This window comes from Acinetobacter sp. (assembly GCF_049284435.1).
GTDB lineage: Bacteria > Pseudomonadota > Gammaproteobacteria > Pseudomonadales > Moraxellaceae > Acinetobacter.
Genome location: NZ_JBAPXX010000071.1, coordinates 13,308 through 34,217 on the forward strand (window position 1 = coordinate 13,308; position 20,910 = coordinate 34,217).

A 20,910-nucleotide genomic window follows, 5' to 3' on the forward strand; every position below is an offset into this window, starting at 1 on the left:
ATTAATGGCTATAACTTCCACTGGCGATAATACGGGTTTCGCTCTCAAGATCGCGTTCTATTTCTGTTTCACTTTCTTGTATGTAGCGACTCATATCATCCTGTTCAGCATCAGATGGCACAGGTTCTGAATCAATATCATAAGGTTCCGTCGCATAATGCGAGATTCCGCAGGCAGTTGCCTGATTTGGCAGGGCATGACGCGAAATCGGGATATACATGGCGCCTTCACAACCTTGCGCAGACAATAAACCCGTATAACGATCCAGCCAATGCCATTCGATTTCATTCGGCTGTGGCAGATTCACCGGTTTCTGGCGTAGCTGTTTCATGACATTGGTCCAAACGGGCAGAGCACCTGAAGAACCGGTCAAGCCAGTGACTTTGTTGTCATCCAGACCGAGCCAGACCACAGTCATATAGTTACCTGAATATCCGGCAAACCATGAGTCACGGCTGTCATTCGTGGTACCGGACTTACCAGCAAGATTCAGACTGCGTGGCAAGCTGTTATAGGCTGCACGACCTGTACCATTCGACATGACCTGTTGTAAGCCATAATTCAGGGCATAAGCGGAAGACGGATCAATGGTCGGTTGCACACTCAGGCTATAACGATCTAGAGATCGACCGTTGGCATCCACCACAGAGCGAATCGCTTTGGTTGGGTATTTAAAGCCGCCTGTAGCAAAGTTGCCGTAAATATTCATCACTTCCATTGGGGACATATCTACCGCACCCAAGTAAATCGATGGATAAGATGGAATATCTGAAGTTACACCAAATTTTTTCAGATGATTAATAAAGGTAGACAGGCCAAATTCTTGTGCTAAACGTACAGTGGACAGGTTATAAGATTGCGATAAGGCCTGTGACATTGGAATGACACCATGTCCGCGACCACTATAGTTTTTTGGTGTCCAGGTTTTACCGTCACTCTTGATGCTGATTTCACTGTCTTCAATCGGGCTCGCCCAGTGATAACGGTTCGATTCCAGTGCACTCAAGTAGATCACAGGCTTTAACAGGGAACCGACTTGACGCTTGGCATCGACTGCGCGGTTAAAGCCGGTAAAATCTTGAGTCGAACCCACTGCGGCTACCAGCTCACCATTTTCCGGATGCGATACCAATACTGCACCCTGTAAATCTTTCAGGCGACCCGGATTGGATTTGCTTAAACGCGCCACCGTTTCTTTAAAGCTGTCCTGAATTCGTGTTTGAGCCAAAGGATCTAAAGTGGTAAAAATTCGCAGACCCTGATTGGTCAGATCGGTTTCCTGATAATCTGTGCGTAATTGACGACGCACGATATCCAGAAAATCCGGGAAGCGGGCAGGGCCTAAAGTCGGTTTTGAAATGACATTTAACGGACGTGCGGTTTCTTTTTCATATTGTTCCTGAGTCAGATAACCCATCACCAGCATATTATTCAGGACGATATCACGACGTTTTTTAGCACTTTCAGGATTGCGCCATGGATTGTATAGACTCGGACCTTGGACTAAACCCACCAGAAATGCTTGCTGGGAAATATTCAGTTCCCGCAGGGGCAGGCCAAAATAAAACTGCGATGCCAGACCATAACCATTAATGGAGTAGTTACCATTCTGGCCCAGATTTACCTCATTCAGATAAGCTTCCAGAATTTCATTCTTGTCATAATGCAATTCAATCAGCATCGCCATAAAGGCTTCATTCACTTTACGTTTTAAAGTGCGCTCAGGTGTTAAATAGAAATTTTTAACCAATTGCTGGGTCAAGGTTGAGCCACCCTGACGTTTACCACCAGTAATATTGCTGACCACGGCACGTGCAATACCACGCGGTGAAACCCCATGATGTTCATAGAATTTACGGTCTTCAGTCGCGATCAGCGCTTCAATCAAGGGTTTAGGCACTTTATTTAGCTTGATCAGCACACGGTCTTCGTTATGCTGCGGATAAATCCCGCCTATTAATAAAGGTTCTAAACGCGCAATCCCGCTTGAAGATGGTTTGGTTGCGCTGACTTCTGCAATCTGTTCACCACTGAAACTGACTTTTAAGATCTGTTCCGGTTCAACCCGGTCACCAAAATCAAAGCCGCGTGTATGCACATACAGGGTATTACCCGTGGTGACAAAGCTGCCTGATTTGGTATAACTATCCGAATTTTTATAACCGAGTAATTTTAATTCTTGTTGGAAATCCTGCAGGCTGACTGGGGCATTGACGTACACTTCCAACGGACGTGCGAAGACCTTGGCCGGAATATCCCAGCGCTGACCTTCAAACTTGTTGCGTACAATATTGTCTAATCTAATCAAATAGATACTAAATGCTACAAAGATAGAAATGACGATAATAGAAAAAATTAAGGCAAGAAACCCCATGCCACGTTCAGATTTCATAAATACTTATAAGATCCTGTGAAATTGTGCTAATCATGCGAAGCTTTTCATTATTTTGCAATATTTAATCAAGAAATGCGCTTAAAATTAAAATGAAACCCCACAATTTCTCCTTAATTCGAATATATTTCAAATAATTTCCTACCTATGAAGCACTGTTATAAATTGTCATCCAGGTATAGCTTAATGTTATGATAAGCAGGATTCGTAGCGGAGCGACGACACTGGTGCAAATTTCCCATAAGACCTTTCGAAATATCGGGTTAATAGGACGTCCTGATAAATCGTCGGTGGTTGAAACCTTATGCCTTATTCACGATCATCTTCTCAATTTAGGCCTACATCCAGTTTTTGATGCAGCGACAGCTGAACTTGTTCCCTATCAAAATACCCAAACCGTCAGTCGTGCCTTATTGGGTGAGGTGGTGGATCTGGTGATTGTCGTGGGCGGTGATGGTTCGCTGTTACATGCAGCACGCGCCTTGGTCAAATACAATACCCCGGTGATCGGGGTTAACCGTGGTCGTCTGGGGTTTTTAACGGATATCAAGCCGACCGAAGTGATCTTCAAGCTGGATCAGGTATTAAAAGGTGACTTTCAGACTGAGCGACGTTTTTTACTCGAAGTCGAAATTCGCTCCAAAGGCGAAGTGATTTACGATGCCATTGCCCTAAATGATGTGGTACTTCATTCAGGAAAATCGGTACATATGATCGATTTTGAGCTGAATATTGATGGACAATATGTCTATCGTCAGCATAGTGACGGCCTGATAGTTTCTACGCCGACTGGTTCTACGGCTTATGCACTCTCTGGTGGTGGCCCGATCGTACATCCAAGTATGGATGCGATTGCTTTGGTGCCGATGCATCCGCATACCTTGTCTTCACGCCCGATTGTGGTCGGTGGACACAGTGAAATTAAATTACTGATTCGTGAAAATCGCGTACTGCCGATGGTTAGTGCGGATGGACAACACAGTGTGTCTTTGAATGTGGGCGATAGCGTCCATATTCGCAAGCATCCCTTTAAACTGAATCTTCTGCATCCACCTGGTTATGACTTTTATAATGCCTGTCGAACCAAATTGGGGTGGAATCAGGACTTTGATTATTTTAAGCAGGATTAAATCATGAATATTGAACAAATGCTTGCCGTACTCAATCCTGAGATTGTTGAACGTCTAAGAACAGCAGTCGAAATTGGAAAGTGGCCAAACGGTGTAGCCTTAACACCAGAACAGCGTCAGACTTGTATGCAGGCAGTCTATGCCTGGGAAATGAAAAACCTGCCTGAAAATGAGCGCAGCGGTTATATCGATCGCGGTACTAAAGAAGAAGGTGAGGAGTGTGATGATGATCATCACAAGAATGAACCAGAATTTAAGCCGATTCGTTTTGTTTAAGGCTTAATTCCCAGCAAGTGGGAATACAATTAAAAAAAGCATTGTTAATCACTTAACAATGCTTTTTTCTTTTGTACAAGATTAAACCGTGTGGCGATTCGCCCATAAGGTTTTGGCTTTTTGCATCGCAGCGTCAAAGCTGTCACACACGCCCATGGTATATAGCGCAATGCCCATGGTTTCTATCACTGCAATCTCGCCATAATCATGGCTTTGCTGACCGTCCCAGACAGCCTTAAATAGCGCTAGATCCAGTTCTTCTTCAATCGGACTGCGGTTGTCAGTTAACTTTGGCAGTTCATGCTCATACAGCTCGCCATCTTTAATGCCACAGATGAGCGTTTTGGCATCCGGATTACGTTCAAATTCGCCACCTTCACCTTTAATCACGGCGCTGTTTTTATAGCCTAAGCGGAAAGCCGCTTGCTGGTGCGAACCACGATACGCTGGATGAAAAATTGCTTGCAGGGTCGCTTTGGCATTAAACGGATTGATCAGACGCGCCAGAGTATGAATCGGGGAGCGTAGGCCCATGACATTCCGCAATGCAATCAAGTCTGCCAAAATCGGAGAAATCACTTCTAGCGGCATATAAGCAAAATGCTGTTGTTGTAGCTGTTGTTCAACCTCGGCATCATTTTGACAGATTGGATAGCCTAAGTAAGTCAGCACCTGTTCGGTGTAAACGCGGTTCATGGTATGACCTGAGGCACCATGCATCACAATATTAAAACCATGCTTGGCCAGTGTCAGGGCTGCCAGAATAAACCATGGATAATGCTTGCGCTTGCCCGCATAGGAAGACCAGTCCAGATCAACATCCAGTGTCTTGAAATTAAGCTGGTCACGTGTCGCCTGCACAAAACCGGCCAACTCATCTACAGATTCTTCCTTGACCCGCAATAACATTAAGAATGCACCTAACTGCACATCTAGCACTTCATTTTTCAAAATCATGCTAAAGGCTTGATAGGCTTCATCATAGCTGAGAGAGCGGGCGCTATTTTTCCCTTTACCCACAATGCGTACATATTGGGCAAAGGGATGTTCGAAATCTTTATAAATATTTCTTTTGGTATTCATAACTTTTTACAGCTTGCAGAAAATATTAATGTCAAGGGAGATGATGGAAATCCATAAACCTTTCAGTATACGTAAAACAATCAGTTAAATCTGATTATCGACTAATGTCTAATCTATTCTGATTAAAACATAAACAACAGCGTAATAAGTTATGCACATTTGGTATGAATATTCGGTAAAATTTAGGTAATTTAGAGTCTGTTTAATTTTTCTTAATCTCTTTCTCCCATTTAATACTTTGGTCTGATACTGGGTGTCAGATTCAATGCATGGCTGATTATCATTTTGAACATTCTCTTGAGCCTATTGAGACTTGATCAAGTTCATCCTGAGAAGGGATGAATAGGTCAGTGTATTCCTCAAAATGGTCTTTTTTATTTTTGATATCGTTCAAGTAGATTTATTATGGCGAAACAACCAATTTATAAGTCACTGTATTTCCAAGTGATTGTGGCCATTATCGCAGGTATTCTGGTCGGGCATTTTTCGCCTAGTGGTACGCAAATTATCAATGGCGTAGAACAACATGTCCCTGGCTTGGGCGAACAGCTTAAACCGCTTGGTGATGCATTTATCCGTCTGATTAAAATGATTATCGCGCCTGTGATTTTCTGTACCGTGGTTAGCGGTATTGCGGGTATGGAAAGCATGAAATCAGTCGGTAAAACTGGTGGTGTTGCTTTACTTTACTTCGAGATCGTATCTACGATTGCGTTAGTCATCGGTCTGGTAGTGATTAACATTGTGAAGCCTGGTGTGGGCATGAACGTTGATCCTGCTTCACTGGATACCAGTGGCATTAGTAAATATGTTGCTTCAGGTGAGTCACAATCGACTATCGACTTCCTGATGAACATCATTCCAAATACGGTTGTGGGCGCATTTGCGGAAGGCGAAATTCTGCAGGTTCTATTGTTCGCGATCATCTTTGGTTTTGCACTGCATAAGCTAGGTGATCAAGGCAAGCCAGTCCTGAAATTCATTGACCAGATTTCACATGTATTCTTCAACATCGTGAACATGGTGATGAAACTTGCTCCAATCGGTGCATTTGGTGCGATGGCATTCACGATTGGTAAATACGGTATTGGATCACTGGCGCAGTTGGCTCAACTGATCATCTGTTTCTATATCACGTGTTTGCTGTTTATTTTTATTGTTTTGGGTTCAATTGCGCGTTTCGCAGGTTTCAGCATCATGAAGATGATCCGCCTGATTCGCGAAGAACTTCTGATTGTACTGGGTACTTCTTCTTCAGAGTCAGTACTGCCACGTATGTTGAAAAAACTGGAACTTGCCGGTGCCGAGAAGTCGGTGGTAGGTCTGGTGATTCCAACTGGTTATTCATTTAACCTGGATGGTACGTCGATTTACTTGACGATGGCTGCGATCTTTATTGCACAAGCGACCAATACGCAACTTGATTTATCTCATCAAATTACGCTGCTTCTGGTGCTCCTGATCTCATCTAAGGGTGCGGCAGGCGTGACTGGTTCAGGCTTTATTGTGATGGCGGCAACCTTGGCTGCTGTGGGTAATATTCCTGTTGCAGGTCTGGCATTGATTCTCGGTATTGACCGTTTCATGTCTGAAGCACGTGCCTTGACCAATCTGGTCGGTAACTCTTTGGCGACTTTAGTGGTTGCGAAATGGGTTGGCCAGTTAGATATGGACAAGCTGAACTATGCTTTAGCGAATCCTGCAGAAATTGATGAAAAAATGGCGCAAGAAGGCAATAACGCTCACTAAGTTTGAGTCTGTCTTTAATGTCTAAAAGGGAAGCTTCGGCTTCCCTTTTTTATTGACTGTGAAGTTAGTAAAAAGATGAATGCCGGCACATGACAGGGAGCATGAAAGTCGATAGTCTGTGAAAAGGAAACTAAAATGATAAACAACAAGGACAATAGAATGCTTGCCTACGATGCCGATCTAGAATTATTCCGCGATAATTTTAAACGCTTTATGAACGAACATGTCGCGCCGTACTACGACCAGTGGGAACGTGAAGGTCTGATGCCGCGTTCAGTCTGGAATGCGCTCGGTGAAAATGGCTTCTTGTGTGTGGATGTTCCGGAAGAATATGGTGGCTATGGGGTACCAACCGATTATTCATTGATGCTGATCGAAGAGTCCGCACGTGCTGGCTACAGTGCTATCTCTACAGGGCTATCTTGTCATTCGGATATTGCTGCACCGTATATCTTGCATATCGGAACTGAAGCGCAGAAGCAATACTGGTTGCCGAAAATGGTCACGGGTGAAGTAGTCGGCGCGATTGGCATGACCGAGCCGGGTGCCGGTTCAGACTTACAAGCGATGCGCACCAGCGCCATCTTGCAAGATGACTACTATTTATTAAATGGTTCAAAAACCTTTATTTCCAATGGTCAGCATGCTGACTTGGTGGTGCTTGCCGTTAAAACTGATCCGCAAGCTCGCGCTAAAGGCGTTTCATTATTGCTGGTCGATACCCATCTGGAAGGATTTAAAAAAGGCACCAATCTGGACAAGATCGGTCTGCATGCTCAGGACACTTCCGAGCTGTTCTTCGATAATGTCAAAGTACCAAAAGACCAGTTACTGGGTCAGCCGGGACAGGGTTTTGCTTATTTGATGCAGGAATTGCCGCGTGAGCGTACCGCCATTGCTTCAACGGCTCTAGGCGCCATTCGTGGCTCTATTGACGTGACCACACAATATGTGAAAGAGCGTCAGGCTTTTGGTCAGGCGATTGGTCAATTTCAGAATACCCGTTTTGTGCTGGCGCAAGCAAAAATTGATGAACTGGCGACAGCAGCATTTTATAACCAGAATCTTGAACTTTATATGCAAGGCAAACTGGATGTCGAAACAGCAGCGGCATTGAAGAGCTTTTCTACCGATATGCAGATGAAAATCGCGGACAATCTCCTGCAATTATTTGGTGGTTATGGCTATATGACTGAATATCCAATTTCACGTTTCTTCGTTGATGCACGGATCCAGCGGATTTATGGTGGTACCAATGAAATCATGAAAGAGATTGTGGCACGCGGTCTGTTAGGACGTTAATACACCTATAAAAAAAGAGTCTTTCAGGGACTCTTTTTTGTGGGGGGAAAGCTTAGGCAGCATAGAATTATCCTGTTTTAAACTTCATGACTTTAAGACATTTAGACATTCATGAATAAAAATGGGCAGGTCATTGGGCAGGCGCGATGAGATCAACTGGTTATTGTCATTTACCAGCTCTACATCATAATAGGTTCCACCCGCATGCTGCACACGGCTCGCATGTGCCCGGATACTGGTAATAATCCGATTTTTCAGTACATCTGCTTCACACAGCAATAACGACGCATCGCATAGACTGAAAATGGCTTTTTTGGCCTGATTGAAGGCATGGATAAACTGTAGCACCCGGACATCTGTAGATAGGGAAACTGCAGACTCCCCCCCGGGAATCAGTAAGGCATCAAAGTCATCAATACTGATCTGTTCGATGCCACGGTCGATGGTAACGGCAGAACAGCCATGCAGCCCATAGACCACTTTACCTGCATTAAGTTCAATATTGCAGATACTATGCTTGGCAGCCAGCAATGCTGCAACTGGTTCAAGATATTCCTGATCTTCAAAATTATTTGTTATAAGGACAGCTATTCTTTTTGGCATGACTGACACCCCAACGCTTGATTTAAATTAGACTAGCGGTTAAAGGTTGAAAAAACGTCTCTGCTTTGTAACGCATTAGTATTTTTGTGTAAAAAAACTAATAAAATCAATGAAAAATAGAAAAAAATCAGTTCAGTCGTGTGCATTTTATTGTGAAAGATATCTCAGATTTTCATAAGTCAGAAAAGATATTTTTAGAGCGATTATTTTAATTTTCTTATGGTTAAAATCGCTATATAGATTAAGAAATAGTGATATTTCATCTTCATTAAAATCAGTTAAGATGAGTGGGCGAAATTTACAAATTCATAATGTAAATCAGGCAAAAAGGTTGAACTAAGTGTTACTAGATATGACTAAAAGCGATGAGTGGTTAAAATCAACTGTCTGTTTTTAAGACTTAATCTACAAGGTCATATTGCGTAACATTTTAAAGCTCACTATTGTTATACTGAACAGATAAGGTTTATGAAGGGCGACATAACAATGATCAACGACGATCAAAACACCACGATTTCTCTTGATTTGGCAAAAATTCGTGAAGATATCGATTCTGTTGATCAGCAAATTCAGCAATTGATTAACCGTCGTGCACGATTGGCTGAGGCTGTCGCAAAAGCAAAGTTTGCGTCAGAAGAGAATCCGCTGTTTTACCGTCCAGAACGTGAAGCACAAGTTTTACGCAATGTCATGGAGCGCAATGAAGGTCCATTATCGGATACCACCATGGCGCGTCTGTTCCGTGAAATCATGTCTGCTTGTCTTGCGCTTGAAGCTCCACAAAGTATTGCTTTTCTCGGCCCAGTCGGCACCTATACTCATTCTGCAGTACTGAAGCACTTTGGTCATGATGCTGTGGTTCGACCTTTACCGACGATTGATGAAGTCTTCCGTGAAGTAGAGGCGGGCAGTGCCCATTATGGCTTGGTGCCGGTAGAAAATTCCTCTGAAGGTGTGGTCAATCATACCCTGGACTGTTTTAAAACCTCCAACCTGAATGTCATTGGTGAAGTTGAATTACCGATTCATCATCAGTTCCTGATTTCTGAAAATACCCGTAAAGACAGTATTAAACAGATTTATGCGCATCAGCAGACCTTGGCACAATGTCGTAAATGGCTAGATGCCCATTATCCAGGGGTAGAGCGAGTTGCTTTAAGTTCCAATGCTGAAGCTGCGCGACGAATCCGTAATGAATGGCATTCTGCCGCGATTGCCTCTGAAATTGCTGCGAGCATCTATGAACTCGAAATCATGCATGGCAATATCGAGGACAATCCGGAAAACACCACGCGCTTCCTGGTGATTGGTCGTGAAAAAGTGCCACAAAGTGGGAATGATAAAACCTCATTGCTGATTTCCGCGCATGACCGTGCCGGTGCATTGCTGGAAATTCTGGCGCCATTTGCCAAGCACAACATTAGTCTGACCAGTATTGAAACGCGTCCCGCACTTCCTGAAAAATGGGCTTATGTGTTCTTCATTGATCTGGAAGGCCATATTGAGCAGGAACATGTCAAAGCTGCCATTGCAGAAATTCGTCCTTTGGTGAAAGAAGTCCGCGTGCTGGGTTCATATCCTGCTGCTGTACTTTAAGTCAGCTATCCGTGGTCAGGGCGAGGGTGCTGACCACTGTTTTATACCTAAAATTGGAAGTCTAAAATGTCGTTTGTTCCAGCCAATTCAGGCATCTCAAAATTAAAGCCATATCAACCGGGTAAGCCAATCAGTGAGCTTGAGCGTGAGTTGGGTATTACCGATATCGTGAAACTGGCGTCAAATGAAAATCCGCTGGGTTGTTCAGATAAAGTCAAAGAAGCGGTAGCTGCGGAAATTGCTGAAATTGGCCGTTATCCTGATGGTGGTGGTTTTATCCTGAAAGATCAGATCAAAACTCAGTTTGGTTTTAATCACGATCAAATTACGCTGGGTAATGGTTCAAACGACTTACTGGAAATGTTTGCCCGCGCATTCGTTTCAGAAAATGATTCTGTGGTATATAGCCAGCATGCTTTTGCAGTTTATGCATTGGTGACTCAAGCCATTAATGCACAAGCGATTGAAGTTCCAGCTAAAGGCTTCTCGCATGACCTGGAAGCAATGGCGGCTGCCATTCAAGACAATACCAAACTCGTCTTCATTGCAAACCCGAACAATCCAACTGGAACCTGGTTTGAAGAAGCTGAATTTGAAGCCTTCATGCAAAAAGTTCCTGCCAATGTGATTGTGGTGCTAGACGAAGCCTATGTGGAATATTTCCCGGAAAACTTCAACAGTCTGAAGTTTCTGCATCAATATCCAAACCTGATTGTTAGCCGTACTTTGTCGAAGTGCTATGGTCTGGCTGCACTGCGTGTTGGTTTTGCTCTGGCTTCAGTTGAAGTGACGGATTACCTGAACCGTATTCGCCAGCCATTTAATGTCAACCATTTAGCGATGGTGGCTGCGGTGGCTGCACTGAAAGATGAAGACTTTATCGCGCGTTCTCGTGAAGTAAATAAAGCCGGTATGGCGCAACTTGAAGCTGGCTTTAAGGCTTTGGGTCTTAACTATGTGCCTTCTCGTGCGAACTTCATTCTAGTTGATGTGCAGGCAGATCCAGCCGCAACCTTCAATGGTTTGCTCAAGCAAGGGGTGATTGTTCGTCCGGTCGGTATTTCCAATCACATCCGCGTATCGATTGGTACTGAAGCAGAAAATGCGAAATTCTTGAGCGCATTGGCTAAAGTACTCGGTTTAGAGGCAAAAGCTTAAACCATGTCGCAGCCACTGTTTGAAAAAGTTGCATTTATCGGGCTTGGACTGATTGGTTCAAGTCTGGCGCGTGTCATTCGAGCCGAGCATTTGGCCAATGACATTGTTGCATCGACACGTTCACAAAAGACTTTGGAAGATGCTAAATCTCTTGGCCTGATTTCCGAAGGCTATGCCGATCCTGTAGAAGCGGTCAAAGGTGCTGATCTGGTAGTCCTTGCATTACCGGTGCGTGCCACGCAAAAGGTGCTGGAAGCCGTCAAGCCTTATTTATCTGCCGATACCATTATCACTGATGTTGGTAGTACCAAAGGCAATGTGGTCGATGCAGCGAAAGCGGTCTTTGGTGATGCACTGCCTGAAGGTTTTGTACCGGGCCATCCGATTGCCGGTGCAGAACATACTGGTGTACATGCAGGCAAAGTCGATTTATTTGCCAATCACAAGGTGATTTTGACGCCACTGCCAAGCAGTGCAGACTGGGCCGTCGATAAACTGATTCAGCTGTGGCAAGCGGCGAAAGCCGAAGTGATTTGCATGGATGTTGACAAGCACGATGAAGTACTGGCGCATACCAGTCATCTTCCGCATCTCATGGCATTCAACTTGGTTGAACAACTGGCCAAGCGTGAAGACAATTTAGATATATTTCGTTATGCTGCGGGTGGTTTCAGAGATTTTTCCCGAATTGCCGCTAGCGATCCACAAATGTGGCATGACATCTTTTTTGCCAACAAAAAAGCAGTTCTGAATGCTGTTGATGGCTTTGAACAGCAGCTAGCGATTATCCGCAAATTGATTGAAGATGAAGATTCCCACGCATTGATGGGCTTATTGGGTCATGCGCAGGCAGCTCGCCAGCATTTCAACCATATGCTCGCCAAGAAACCTTTCATGGAGAAAAATAAAGTGACACAACAATTTACCATTCAGCCGGGTGCCAAGAAATTTCAGGGTAAATTTACCGTGCCAGGTGACAAATCTGTGTCACATCGCTCGATCATGTTTGGTGCGATTGCTGAAGGCACCACGCATGTGACTGGCTTTCTGGAAGGTGAGGATGCACTGGCAACTTTGCAGGCTTTCCGTGACATGGGTGTGAGTATCGAAGGCCCCAAAAATGGTGAAGTGACCATTCATGGTGTCGGCATGCATGGCTTAAAAGCGCCACAGTTTGCTATTTATATGGGCAACTCGGGCACTTCAATGCGTTTGCTGTCGGGTATGCTGGCTGCACAAAAATTTGATTCAGTCATGACTGGCGACGCATCTTTATCCAAACGTCCAATGGAACGTATTGCCAAGCCTTTACGTGAAATGGGCGCGCAAATTCAGACCACAGGTGAACGCGGTACACCACCTGTATCCATCACCGGCAACCAAAACCTTAAAGGTATTCAGTACAATTTGCCAATGGCCTCTGCTCAGGTGAAATCAGGTATTTTACTTGCAGGCCTGTGGGCGGAAGGTGAAACTTCGGTGACTGAACCTGAACCAACCCGCGATCATACTGAACGTATGTTGCGTGCATTTGGTTATGAGGTGAAAACTGAAGGTAACCGAATTTCCCTCCAAGGTGGCGGTAAGCTGGTTGGAACTAATATTCAGGTGCCTTCAGATATTTCTTCAGCAGCCTTCTTTATGGTGGGTGCCGCGATTACTGAAAATTCGGACGTCACCCTTGAAGCGGTAGGCATTAACCCGACCCGTACTGGTGTGATCGAAATCCTCAAGCAAATGGGTGCGGATATTACGGTTGAAAACGAGCGTATTGCAGGCGGTGAACCGATTGCAGATATTCGTATTCGTGGCACACGTACATTAAAAGGCATTCATATGCCGGAAGATCAGGTGCCATTGGCAATTGATGAATTCCCGGCGTTATTCATTGCGGCAGCATGTGCTGAAGGTCAGACGATTCTGACTGGTGCTGCCGAGCTTCGCGTGAAAGAATCGGATCGTATTCAGGTCATGGCAGATGGTCTTCAAACCATGGGTATCGACTGTACCCCAACTGAAGATGGCATCATCATTGAAGGTAAGGGCAAGTCCAGTGACTGGTCGCCAATCTTTAGCGGTGGTGAAATTGAATCACATCATGATCACCGTATCGCGATGAGTTTTTCGATTGCCGGTTTGCGTAATTCGGAGCAGATCAAGATTGTCGGAACCGAAACGGTCGCAACCAGTTTCCCGACCTTCACGGAATTGACCTCAATTGCAGGATTGCCAATTCAAGTGTCAGAATAATTTTTAAATTTATGTGAAACAGCCAAGCTTTTGCTTGGCTGTTTTGTTTATATTGCTTATGCTAAACCCATATAAGAAAAAAGCCATTTGGAAGTAGCGATGCGAAAATTAAAATTCATGGCCAATACCCAGAGCCAAACACCACGGGATGGTCAAGAAACCCAGGAATATGTAGCACACTTACTTGCCGAAGAATTAGGCAAATACGGTTTTCAGACCTTAAGCCAAAGTGGGGCTCAGGTTGCCGTCAGCGTAGAAGAACATGCGCTGCCTTTATCGGTGAGTTGCGAAACCAGAGATGAACAAGGGCATCTGGTCTGTGAAATTGCCTCATATCCTGAAGAAGAACAGGACTGGCTGGATCGTATCACCGAAAGAAGCCTGCTTAATCAGCTTGCACAGGCAGTGGAAACCTCTCTAAAAGAGCAGGAAAGCTTTAGCGAGTTTGAATGGAAGAGCTAATTCAACAGACTTAATTAGCTTTGCCCACACTGCAAACTAAATGCTTGATCCTGAATTATTTTAAATCAGCCGATGCTGCAAAGCTTATGCTTCAATCACGCCGAGTTTGACACGTTTTATGGCGTGGGATGCACCAGAATCTGAACAGGGATTTGCAACAGTCTGGAAAAATTGGCTAGAAAATATGACCGATCATAAAGAATATGTATTTGTGATCCGTCATATTGAAACACAAGAATTTATTGGACTATGTGGTTTGCATCGACTTCATGATGAAATACCTGAAGTCGGTATTTGGATCCGTGAAACTGCGCATGGTCATCATTATAGACATGAGGCAGTGCATTGTGTTGTGGCCTGTGCTTTCAATACATTAGGGCTTCAAGTCTTAAGCTATCCGGTAGCAGAAGAGAACTGGGCTAGCCGTAAAATTGTAGAACGCTTGGGCGGAAAAATTATCCGTTACATCGATAAGCCTAAATATCGGGCTGTGATTTATAAAATTTTTGCAGAAGATTTTGTCTTTTAATAAAAAAACCCATCAGATGATGGGTTTTTTTATTTAGCCGAGCGCTAAGTATCGTGTCATTGCGATACGCAATTGCTTTAAATAGCCGGTAAAGAAATGGTTGGCACCAGGTAATACGGTCACTAAATGGCGTTGTGGCTTTGCCCATTCAATCGTATCTGAGAGCAAAGTCACTTCATCGGCTTCACCATGAATGAACAGAATGTCACCTTTAATGGCTGGCGTCACATAATGACGAATACCGGCAACTGTTGCAGTCGGCAGACCACATAAAATGGTTTGCTTTGGTTGCAGTTCTACGGGTAAGGCTGCATAGCTTTTTGCCATGACATGCGCACCAAAACTAAAACCACCTGCATAAAAAGGCAGGGCAATATGCTGGTTACGAGCGAACCGAATGACTTCTAATACATCATCCGTTTCACCGAAGCCCTCGTCGTGTATACCTTCACTTTGACCAGAACCACGGAAACTTGGACGATACACAATACAGCCACGTTCAAGATACATTTGTGCCAGTAAAACCGGAACCTTATGTTGTGGTGTACCGCCTTGCAATGGATGGGGGTGACAAACTACCGCGAATCCTTTCACTTCACCCTGAGGATAATCCACAAAAACTTCAATCTGACCCGCAGGCCCTTGAAGAAAAATTTGCTCGGACATATAAAAACCGATGATTAACAGGAGAATCGTGCATTTTAACGATTATGGTGAATAAAAACATGAATTGGAATTAAAATAAGCAGACTGATATAGTTTGATTAATCATTTTTTGACCAGGTTGCCATGCTCGCTTTAATTTCTCCAGCCAAAACTCTCGATTACGATACTCCATTACCGACTGACCAATTTACTCAAGCGAGATTATTAGAACATTCACAGGACTTGATTAAAGTTTGTCGCACACTTTCTGCAACAGAAATTTCTAGCTTAATGAGTGTCAGTGAAAAAATTGCCAGTTTAAATACCGCACGTTTCAATGACTGGCAGCCGGATTTTAATTTGGCCAATGCCCGTCAGGCGATTTTTGCATTTAAAGGCGATGTCTATACTGGTCTGGATGCCTATAGTTTGAAATATGAAGATTTGCACTATGCACAAGACCGTTTACGCATGTTGTCTGGATTATATGGACTCTTACGTCCCTTGGATTTAATGATGCCGTACCGTCTGGAAATGGGAACTAAGTTAGCCAATTCCCGCGGGCATAACCTATACGACTTCTGGGCTCACCACATTACTGATCTGATTAATCAGGATTTAGCAGCAGCAAATTCTGAAATTCTGGTGAATATTGCCTCTGATGAATATTATAAATCAGTCAACGAGCGCAAAATTCAGGCAGACATTATCAAGCCGGTATTTCTGGATCAGAAAAATGGCAAATATAAAGTGATTAGTTTCTATGCCAAAAAAGCACGGGGTCTTATGGCGCGTTTTATGATTGAAAATAAAATTGATCGTATAGAAGAGCTAAAAGCTTTTAATAGCGATGGCTATTATTTCGATGCAGACAGTTCACTCAAAGGGGAACTGGTGTTCAAGCGTGATGAACAACTGAGTGCATAAATGAGATGATTCCCAGTATCCAGCATGAGGATATGTATGCCGGATATTGGGATGTAACTATTATGACTACGTTCTTGAACCATGTTCATACATGTGATGTGAGTAGGGAACAACAGACAGCATCATGACAATTAAAATCTGTAATTCTTGAATATCATGCAGAGCTTCAAGATAGTTGAAAATAAAAAATATCGCTAAACACCTTGAAATCCATCGCAAAATCTCCTTTATTTAGATCATTTTATTCTAAAAAATTAAAGTTGAGTATTCTTGGAAAAGGCCGATAAAATAAATCGAAATAATTTCTATTGAATAGGTTAGATTTCATCTAATCTTATTTTTATATTTCAAATAAATCTCTTTTAAACATAATAAATTCAATTGCTTATTTATTTTTTGAGATTTTTTTTGCTTAGAGTAGTTTTTTTGAAAAAAGAATTATAAATTAATTAAGTATTAATAAATAAAACTACATAAAATTAATATTTAGAGAATGACTAAATGCCTTCTATCGGGTTAAATGTAAACTATGTCACAAGTTTGTTAGGTTTTTTGTTAGCATAATTGCATAGTGTTACAAAGCAGCATAATAAAAATGAAAATATATGCTATCCCTGTTTTTGCCTTAATGATCAGTTTATTAGGATTTTGTGTGCATAAACAGTCAGAAATAAGAAAATATGAAAAGATTCGTCATGTCTTGAGCGATGGACGTGATTCAAGTAAATTGCTGGAATCCAATCGGCATCGACATTAAGCAAGTTATATATCTTCCTCTCGCCAATTGGGCTAAAATGATAAAATTAAATCAATAATAAATATAATAAAAATTCAAAGTATTCATTTAAGATATATTAATTTCTAATAAAGTGTAAAATCTAAGAAGCAATAAGAAATCAATGTGTTATAATTTGCCAACGATCAGGATGAAGCAGAATTCATCTTGTTAAGCATTTGATTTAAATCAAGAAAATAAAGCTGCATAAAGGTTATGCAGCTTTTTTGTTTAGATTTTTTTTGGGTTTTTATAGCATAGCCCTGGGGCTGTAAGCTGTTCCAACATTTTAACCCGTCAAATGGCTATGCTGGCATATTCGTTGCTAACACATCCTTAAAATTGATGAATTTTTTTATAAAATTTCATTTATTTGACGGCTTGCTTAAAGCATAAAGTTTACTTAATAGGGGCTAGGTCATGACGACTCCTAATCCATCTTCAGAAAATATGCTTGAACGTCTGTTTAAACTGAGTGAAAACAAAACCAGTTTCCGTACAGAAGTTCTTGCCGGTGTAACTACATTCCTAACGATGTGTTACATCATTATTGTCAATCCGATGATTTTGTCCGAAACGGGGATGGATCATGGGGCTGTCTTTGTAGCGACCTGTCTTGCAGCCGCGATTGGCTGTTTAGTCATGGGCTTGATTGCAAATTATCCAATTGCACTTGCACCAGGCATGGGCTTGAATGCCTTCTTTACCTATTCCGTATGTTTGGGAATGGGTGTGCCTTGGCAAACAGCACTTGGGGCTGTGTTTATCTCGGGTCTTGTGTTTATTGCGATCAGCATGTTCAAAATCCGTGAAGCCATTGTAAATGCGATTCCAATGTCGCTGAAATTGGCCATCGGTGGTGGTATTGGCTTATTCCTTGCGCTAATTGCTTTGAAAAATGCCGGCCTGATTGTGGATAATCCAGCTACGTTGGTAGGTTTGGGCGATTTAAAACAACCATCGGTTTTGCTTGCATTATTTGGTTTCCTTCTGGTTGTTGTGATGCATCACTTTAAAGTGCGTGGTGCGATCATCATCAGTATTTTGGTGTTAACCGGTATTTCAGCAGCGTTGGGTCTGAGTGAATTTAAAGGTGTGGTTGGCGCAGTACCATCGATTGCACCAACATTTATGCAAATGAGCTTTGAAGGTCTGTTCACTGCTAGCTTAATCGGGGTGATTTTTGTTTTCTTCCTGGTCGATTTATTCGACTCAACAGGTACGCTGGTTGGTGTTTCACACCGTGCAGGCTTGTTGAAAGATGGCAAACTGCCGCGTTTGAAAAAAGCACTTTTTGCGGACTCTTCTGCAATTGTTGCAGGTGCAGCGCTGGGTACATCTTCGACTACGCCATATATCGAATCTTCTGCAGGCGTAGCAGCCGGTGGCCGTACAGGTCTAACTGCTGTTGTAGTCGGTATCCTGTTTGTTGCCTGTTTGTTCCTTGCACCATTGGCACAGTCTGTACCAAGCTTTGCAACAGCGCCAGCGCTGTTATTTGTCGGTGTCTTAATGATTCAAGGTATCGTGCATATTGACTGGGAAGATATTACAGAAGCAGTTCCTGCATTTTTAACCATTGTATTTATGCCATTTACCTATTCGATTGCGGATGGTATTGCGATGGGCTTCATCAGCTATGCACTGATCAAATTGTTAACCGGTAAGGCATCAACTGTACCGTATATGGTCTGGATTATTGCAGTACTATGGACGCTTAAATTCGCATTATTTGGCGGCTAATTTTTCTAGATTTAGAAAGGGTGTAAACTCAGTTTGCACCCTTTTTTTATTATTTTAGGTTTCATAAGGAGAAGCGATGAACCGTCTTGAGTTGATTCGAGCTTTGCCAAAAGCCGAGCTTCATGTTCATATTGAGGGCACTTTTGAGCCTGAGCTAATGTTTGCGATCGCTCAGCGTAATAAAATTGCCATCCCGTATAAATCTGTTGAAGAAGTAAAACAGGCCTATAACTTTCATAATCTTCAGTCCTTCCTTGATATTTATTATGCTGGTGCTGCTGTACTGATTCATGAACAGGATTTTTATGATCTGGCATGGGCGTATTTTGAAAAATGTGCTGAAGACCGGGTCGTGCATACTGAAATGTTCTTTGATCCACAAACCCATACCGATCGCGGTGTTGCTTTTGCAACGGTGATCAACGGCTTGCAAAAAGCCTGTGATGATGCCAAAACTAAACTTGGTATCAGTTCACATCTGATTATGTGCTTCTTGCGTCATTTAAGTGAAGATGCTGCTTTTGCAACACTGGAACAGGCCTTGCCTTATAAAGACCAGATTATTGCGGTCGGTCTGGATTCAAGTGAAGTCGGGCATCCACCTTCAAAGTTTGAACGTGTCTTTGCTACAGCGCGTGAAGAAGGTTTGTTGGTTGTAGCACATGCAGGTGAGGAAGGTCCGGCAACCTATGTCTGGGAAGCTTTAGATTTGCTCAAAGTGAATCGTATTGATCATGGTGTGCGCTCTGAAGAAGATCCGGAGTTAATGCAGCGCCTGATTGCAGAAAAGATGCCACTGACGGTTTGTCCATTGTCAAACCTGAAACTTTGCGTCGTGGATGATATGCAGCAGCATAATATCCGTCGCCTCTTGCAGCAAGGCGTGCACGTTACAGTCAATTCAGATGATCCATCATATTTCGGTGGTTATATGAATGACAATTTTATTGCCATTGCCGAAGCACTGGATTTAAGCAATGAGGAATTGAAACAGTTGGCCATCAACTCATTTGAAGCTTCTTTTATTACCGATGCTGAAAAAGAGCAATGGATCAACCAAATCCGTGCCTTGGTTTAATTTTTTAAATAATAGGCAAGGTTCGCTCTGCCTTTGTTTTTATAGATGGATATGAAATTGAAAAGCGTAATTCTGCTCATCAGTACCTTGTTGATTGCCGCTTGCTCAAATGCGGATATGACTTTGACACAGCGTACTTTAAAACCCGTGATTGAATACCAATGTGCAAAAGAATTGAAAGCATCTAAATTCTGGACTGCCTCAACCTATTTTATGCAGGACAAAAATAAAGCTGAACTTGAACAGAATGTCTGTTCATGTGTAGGTGAACATGCACTCAAGGATATTCCAGTCAGTACTTTACTGAAAGCGACTCTGGATGAAGAAGTAAAGTCAAAACTCACTCAACAGGCAATCGCAAACAGTCTGAAAGGCTGCATGACTGAGTTCTTAAAATAAAATCAGCTTTCCAATGAAAGCTGATTGTGTGTGGTTTTACAGATTATTTTTTAGAAGATTTAGATTGTCGCGTCATGCTGGTGAGTACGTGATCTTTATCGATAAAATGATGTTTCAGTGCTGCGGCAATATGTCCGGTTAAAAGGAGTCCCACCGCCCAGGAAAGCCAGATATGCAGAGGTTTTACGATGGCGGTTACAGCCGGATTTTCTGCAATCAGTGCCGGCAGCTTAAATAAATACAGCACCGGTGCTGGATAGCCCAGACTCCAGCTATATAAACAGCCGGTGACAGGTAGGGCAATCAGCATGAAATAAAGAGCTAAATGACCTGCATGTGCCAAAGTTTTCATCCGGAGTGACATATTATCCGGTAGTTCTGGGGCAGGATGGGTATAACGCCAGAAGATTCGTACAACCAGCAGGAAAATAATGGTGGTGGCGATATTTTTATGCAGGGTGATGACATCGCCTTTAAAGCTGCCATCGACCTCATAACTTAAAAAATTCCCACTATAAAAACCAATCAGCCAGGCTGCAATAAAGATAATTGCCATGATCCAGTGTAGCCATTGTGCCGTGCGTGTGTAATATTGTACTTTTTTCATGTGATTTTCTGTTGCCCTCAAAGATGGATGCACCTTAGCAAAGGGCGAATCAGCTCAGCAATTCCAAATCTGCAACGCTATGGTGGCTTCCATGCAACATCCATTGAAATGGCTGGGTGCAGATTAAACATTCAGGATGATTTTTAGATTTCTTATTCAGGTGAATTTCGGCACAATAGCGTCACGCTTCATATATGAATAAACAA

Annotated in this window: 17 protein-coding genes and 1 pseudogene; 13 read left to right on the forward strand and 5 right to left on the reverse strand. The window is 42.9% G+C overall.

Going from position 1 to position 20,910, the window contains the following annotated elements; genetic code table 11:
• Position 1: 1 nt before the first annotated feature.
• On the reverse strand, positions 2-2,392 hold the full coding sequence (gene mrcB / locus WAK81_RS06130; RefSeq protein ID WP_422196118.1) for a penicillin-binding protein 1B: 2,391 nt from the start codon (positions 2,390-2,392) through the stop codon (positions 2-4).
• A 191-nt stretch (positions 2,393-2,583) separates the two neighbouring features.
• Between mrcB and WAK81_RS06135 the strand changes: the two genes are divergently transcribed.
• Positions 2,584-3,522, forward strand: a complete 939-nt coding sequence (locus WAK81_RS06135) for an NAD(+) kinase (RefSeq protein WP_004645573.1) — start codon at positions 2,584-2,586, stop codon at positions 3,520-3,522.
• 3 nt (positions 3,523-3,525) lie between these two features.
• Positions 3,526-3,798, forward strand: a complete 273-nt coding sequence (locus WAK81_RS06140; protein ID WP_004278992.1) for a YeaC family protein — start codon at positions 3,526-3,528, stop codon at positions 3,796-3,798.
• An 81-nt stretch (positions 3,799-3,879) separates the two neighbouring features.
• Here WAK81_RS06140 and WAK81_RS06145 read toward each other — a convergent pair whose 3' ends face one another.
• Entirely contained in the window at positions 3,880-4,881 is a 1,002-nt protein-coding gene (locus WAK81_RS06145; RefSeq protein ID WP_422196119.1) for a glycosyl transferase family protein, read from the reverse strand.
• Between the two features lie 405 nt (positions 4,882-5,286).
• Between WAK81_RS06145 and WAK81_RS06150 the strand changes: the two genes are divergently transcribed.
• Positions 5,287-6,630 carry a dicarboxylate/amino acid:cation symporter gene (locus tag WAK81_RS06150; RefSeq protein ID WP_422196120.1) on the forward strand — a complete coding sequence of 448 codons (1,344 nt, stop codon included), beginning with the start codon at positions 5,287-5,289 and terminating at the stop codon, positions 6,628-6,630.
• Positions 6,631-6,789: 159 nt separating this feature from the next.
• A complete protein-coding gene (locus WAK81_RS06155; RefSeq protein ID WP_422196121.1) occupies positions 6,790-7,932 on the forward strand; it encodes an acyl-CoA dehydrogenase family protein in 1,143 nt (380 codons plus the stop codon).
• 84 nt (positions 7,933-8,016) lie between these two features.
• Here WAK81_RS06155 and WAK81_RS06160 read toward each other — a convergent pair whose 3' ends face one another.
• A complete protein-coding gene (locus tag WAK81_RS06160; RefSeq protein ID WP_422196122.1) occupies positions 8,017-8,535 on the reverse strand; it encodes a DJ-1/PfpI family protein in 519 nt (172 codons plus the stop codon).
• A 486-nt stretch (positions 8,536-9,021) separates the two neighbouring features.
• Here WAK81_RS06160 and pheA point away from each other — a divergent pair, with 486 nt between their 5' ends.
• The 5 genes and pseudogenes from pheA to WAK81_RS06185 all read left to right on the forward strand — a co-directional run bounded on the left by pheA (position 9,022) and on the right by WAK81_RS06185 (position 14,530).
• Positions 9,022-10,131: a prephenate dehydratase gene (gene pheA, locus WAK81_RS06165; RefSeq protein WP_422196123.1), complete on the forward strand. Its 1,110-nt coding sequence runs from the start codon at positions 9,022-9,024 to the stop codon at positions 10,129-10,131.
• 66 nt (positions 10,132-10,197) lie between these two features.
• Complete coding sequence (gene hisC, locus WAK81_RS06170; RefSeq protein WP_422196124.1) at positions 10,198-11,289, forward strand: histidinol-phosphate transaminase; 1,092 nt, start codon at positions 10,198-10,200, stop codon at positions 11,287-11,289.
• Between the two features lie 3 nt (positions 11,290-11,292).
• Positions 11,293-13,539 carry a bifunctional prephenate dehydrogenase/3-phosphoshikimate 1-carboxyvinyltransferase gene (locus tag WAK81_RS06175; RefSeq protein ID WP_422196125.1) on the forward strand — a complete coding sequence of 749 codons (2,247 nt, stop codon included), beginning with the start codon at positions 11,293-11,295 and terminating at the stop codon, positions 13,537-13,539.
• A gap of 99 nt (positions 13,540-13,638) precedes the next feature.
• Complete coding sequence (locus WAK81_RS06180; RefSeq protein WP_253158698.1) at positions 13,639-14,001, forward strand: hypothetical protein; 363 nt, start codon at positions 13,639-13,641, stop codon at positions 13,999-14,001.
• Positions 14,002-14,021: 20 nt separating this feature from the next.
• Positions 14,022-14,530: pseudogene (locus tag WAK81_RS06185) on the forward strand (GNAT family N-acetyltransferase).
• Positions 14,531-14,563: 33 nt separating this feature from the next.
• Here the strand turns inward: WAK81_RS06185 and WAK81_RS06190 are convergent.
• On the reverse strand, positions 14,564-15,196 hold the full coding sequence (locus tag WAK81_RS06190) for an alpha/beta hydrolase (protein WP_422196126.1): 633 nt from the start codon (positions 15,194-15,196) through the stop codon (positions 14,564-14,566).
• 123 nt (positions 15,197-15,319) lie between these two features.
• Between WAK81_RS06190 and yaaA the strand changes: the two genes are divergently transcribed.
• The 4 genes from yaaA (at position 15,320) to WAK81_RS06210 (ending at position 20,097) form a co-directional block, all read left to right on the forward strand.
• A complete protein-coding gene (gene yaaA, locus WAK81_RS06195) occupies positions 15,320-16,102 on the forward strand; it encodes a peroxide stress protein YaaA (RefSeq protein WP_422196127.1) in 783 nt (260 codons plus the stop codon).
• A gap of 1,195 nt (positions 16,103-17,297) precedes the next feature.
• Positions 17,298-18,620, forward strand: coding sequence for an NCS2 family permease (locus WAK81_RS06200; RefSeq protein ID WP_422196128.1), 1,323 nt, complete (start codon positions 17,298-17,300; stop codon positions 18,618-18,620).
• 76 nt (positions 18,621-18,696) lie between these two features.
• Positions 18,697-19,698: an adenosine deaminase gene (locus WAK81_RS06205; protein WP_422196129.1), complete on the forward strand. Its 1,002-nt coding sequence runs from the start codon at positions 18,697-18,699 to the stop codon at positions 19,696-19,698.
• Between the two features lie 45 nt (positions 19,699-19,743).
• Positions 19,744-20,097, forward strand: a complete 354-nt coding sequence (locus tag WAK81_RS06210) for a hypothetical protein (RefSeq protein ID WP_422196130.1) — start codon at positions 19,744-19,746, stop codon at positions 20,095-20,097.
• Positions 20,098-20,140: 43 nt separating this feature from the next.
• On the opposite strand, the gene WAK81_RS06215 is transcribed toward WAK81_RS06210, so the two are convergent.
• Positions 20,141-20,704: a cytochrome b gene (locus tag WAK81_RS06215; RefSeq protein ID WP_422196131.1), complete on the reverse strand. Its 564-nt coding sequence runs from the start codon at positions 20,702-20,704 to the stop codon at positions 20,141-20,143.
• Positions 20,705-20,910 lie beyond the last annotated feature (206 nt).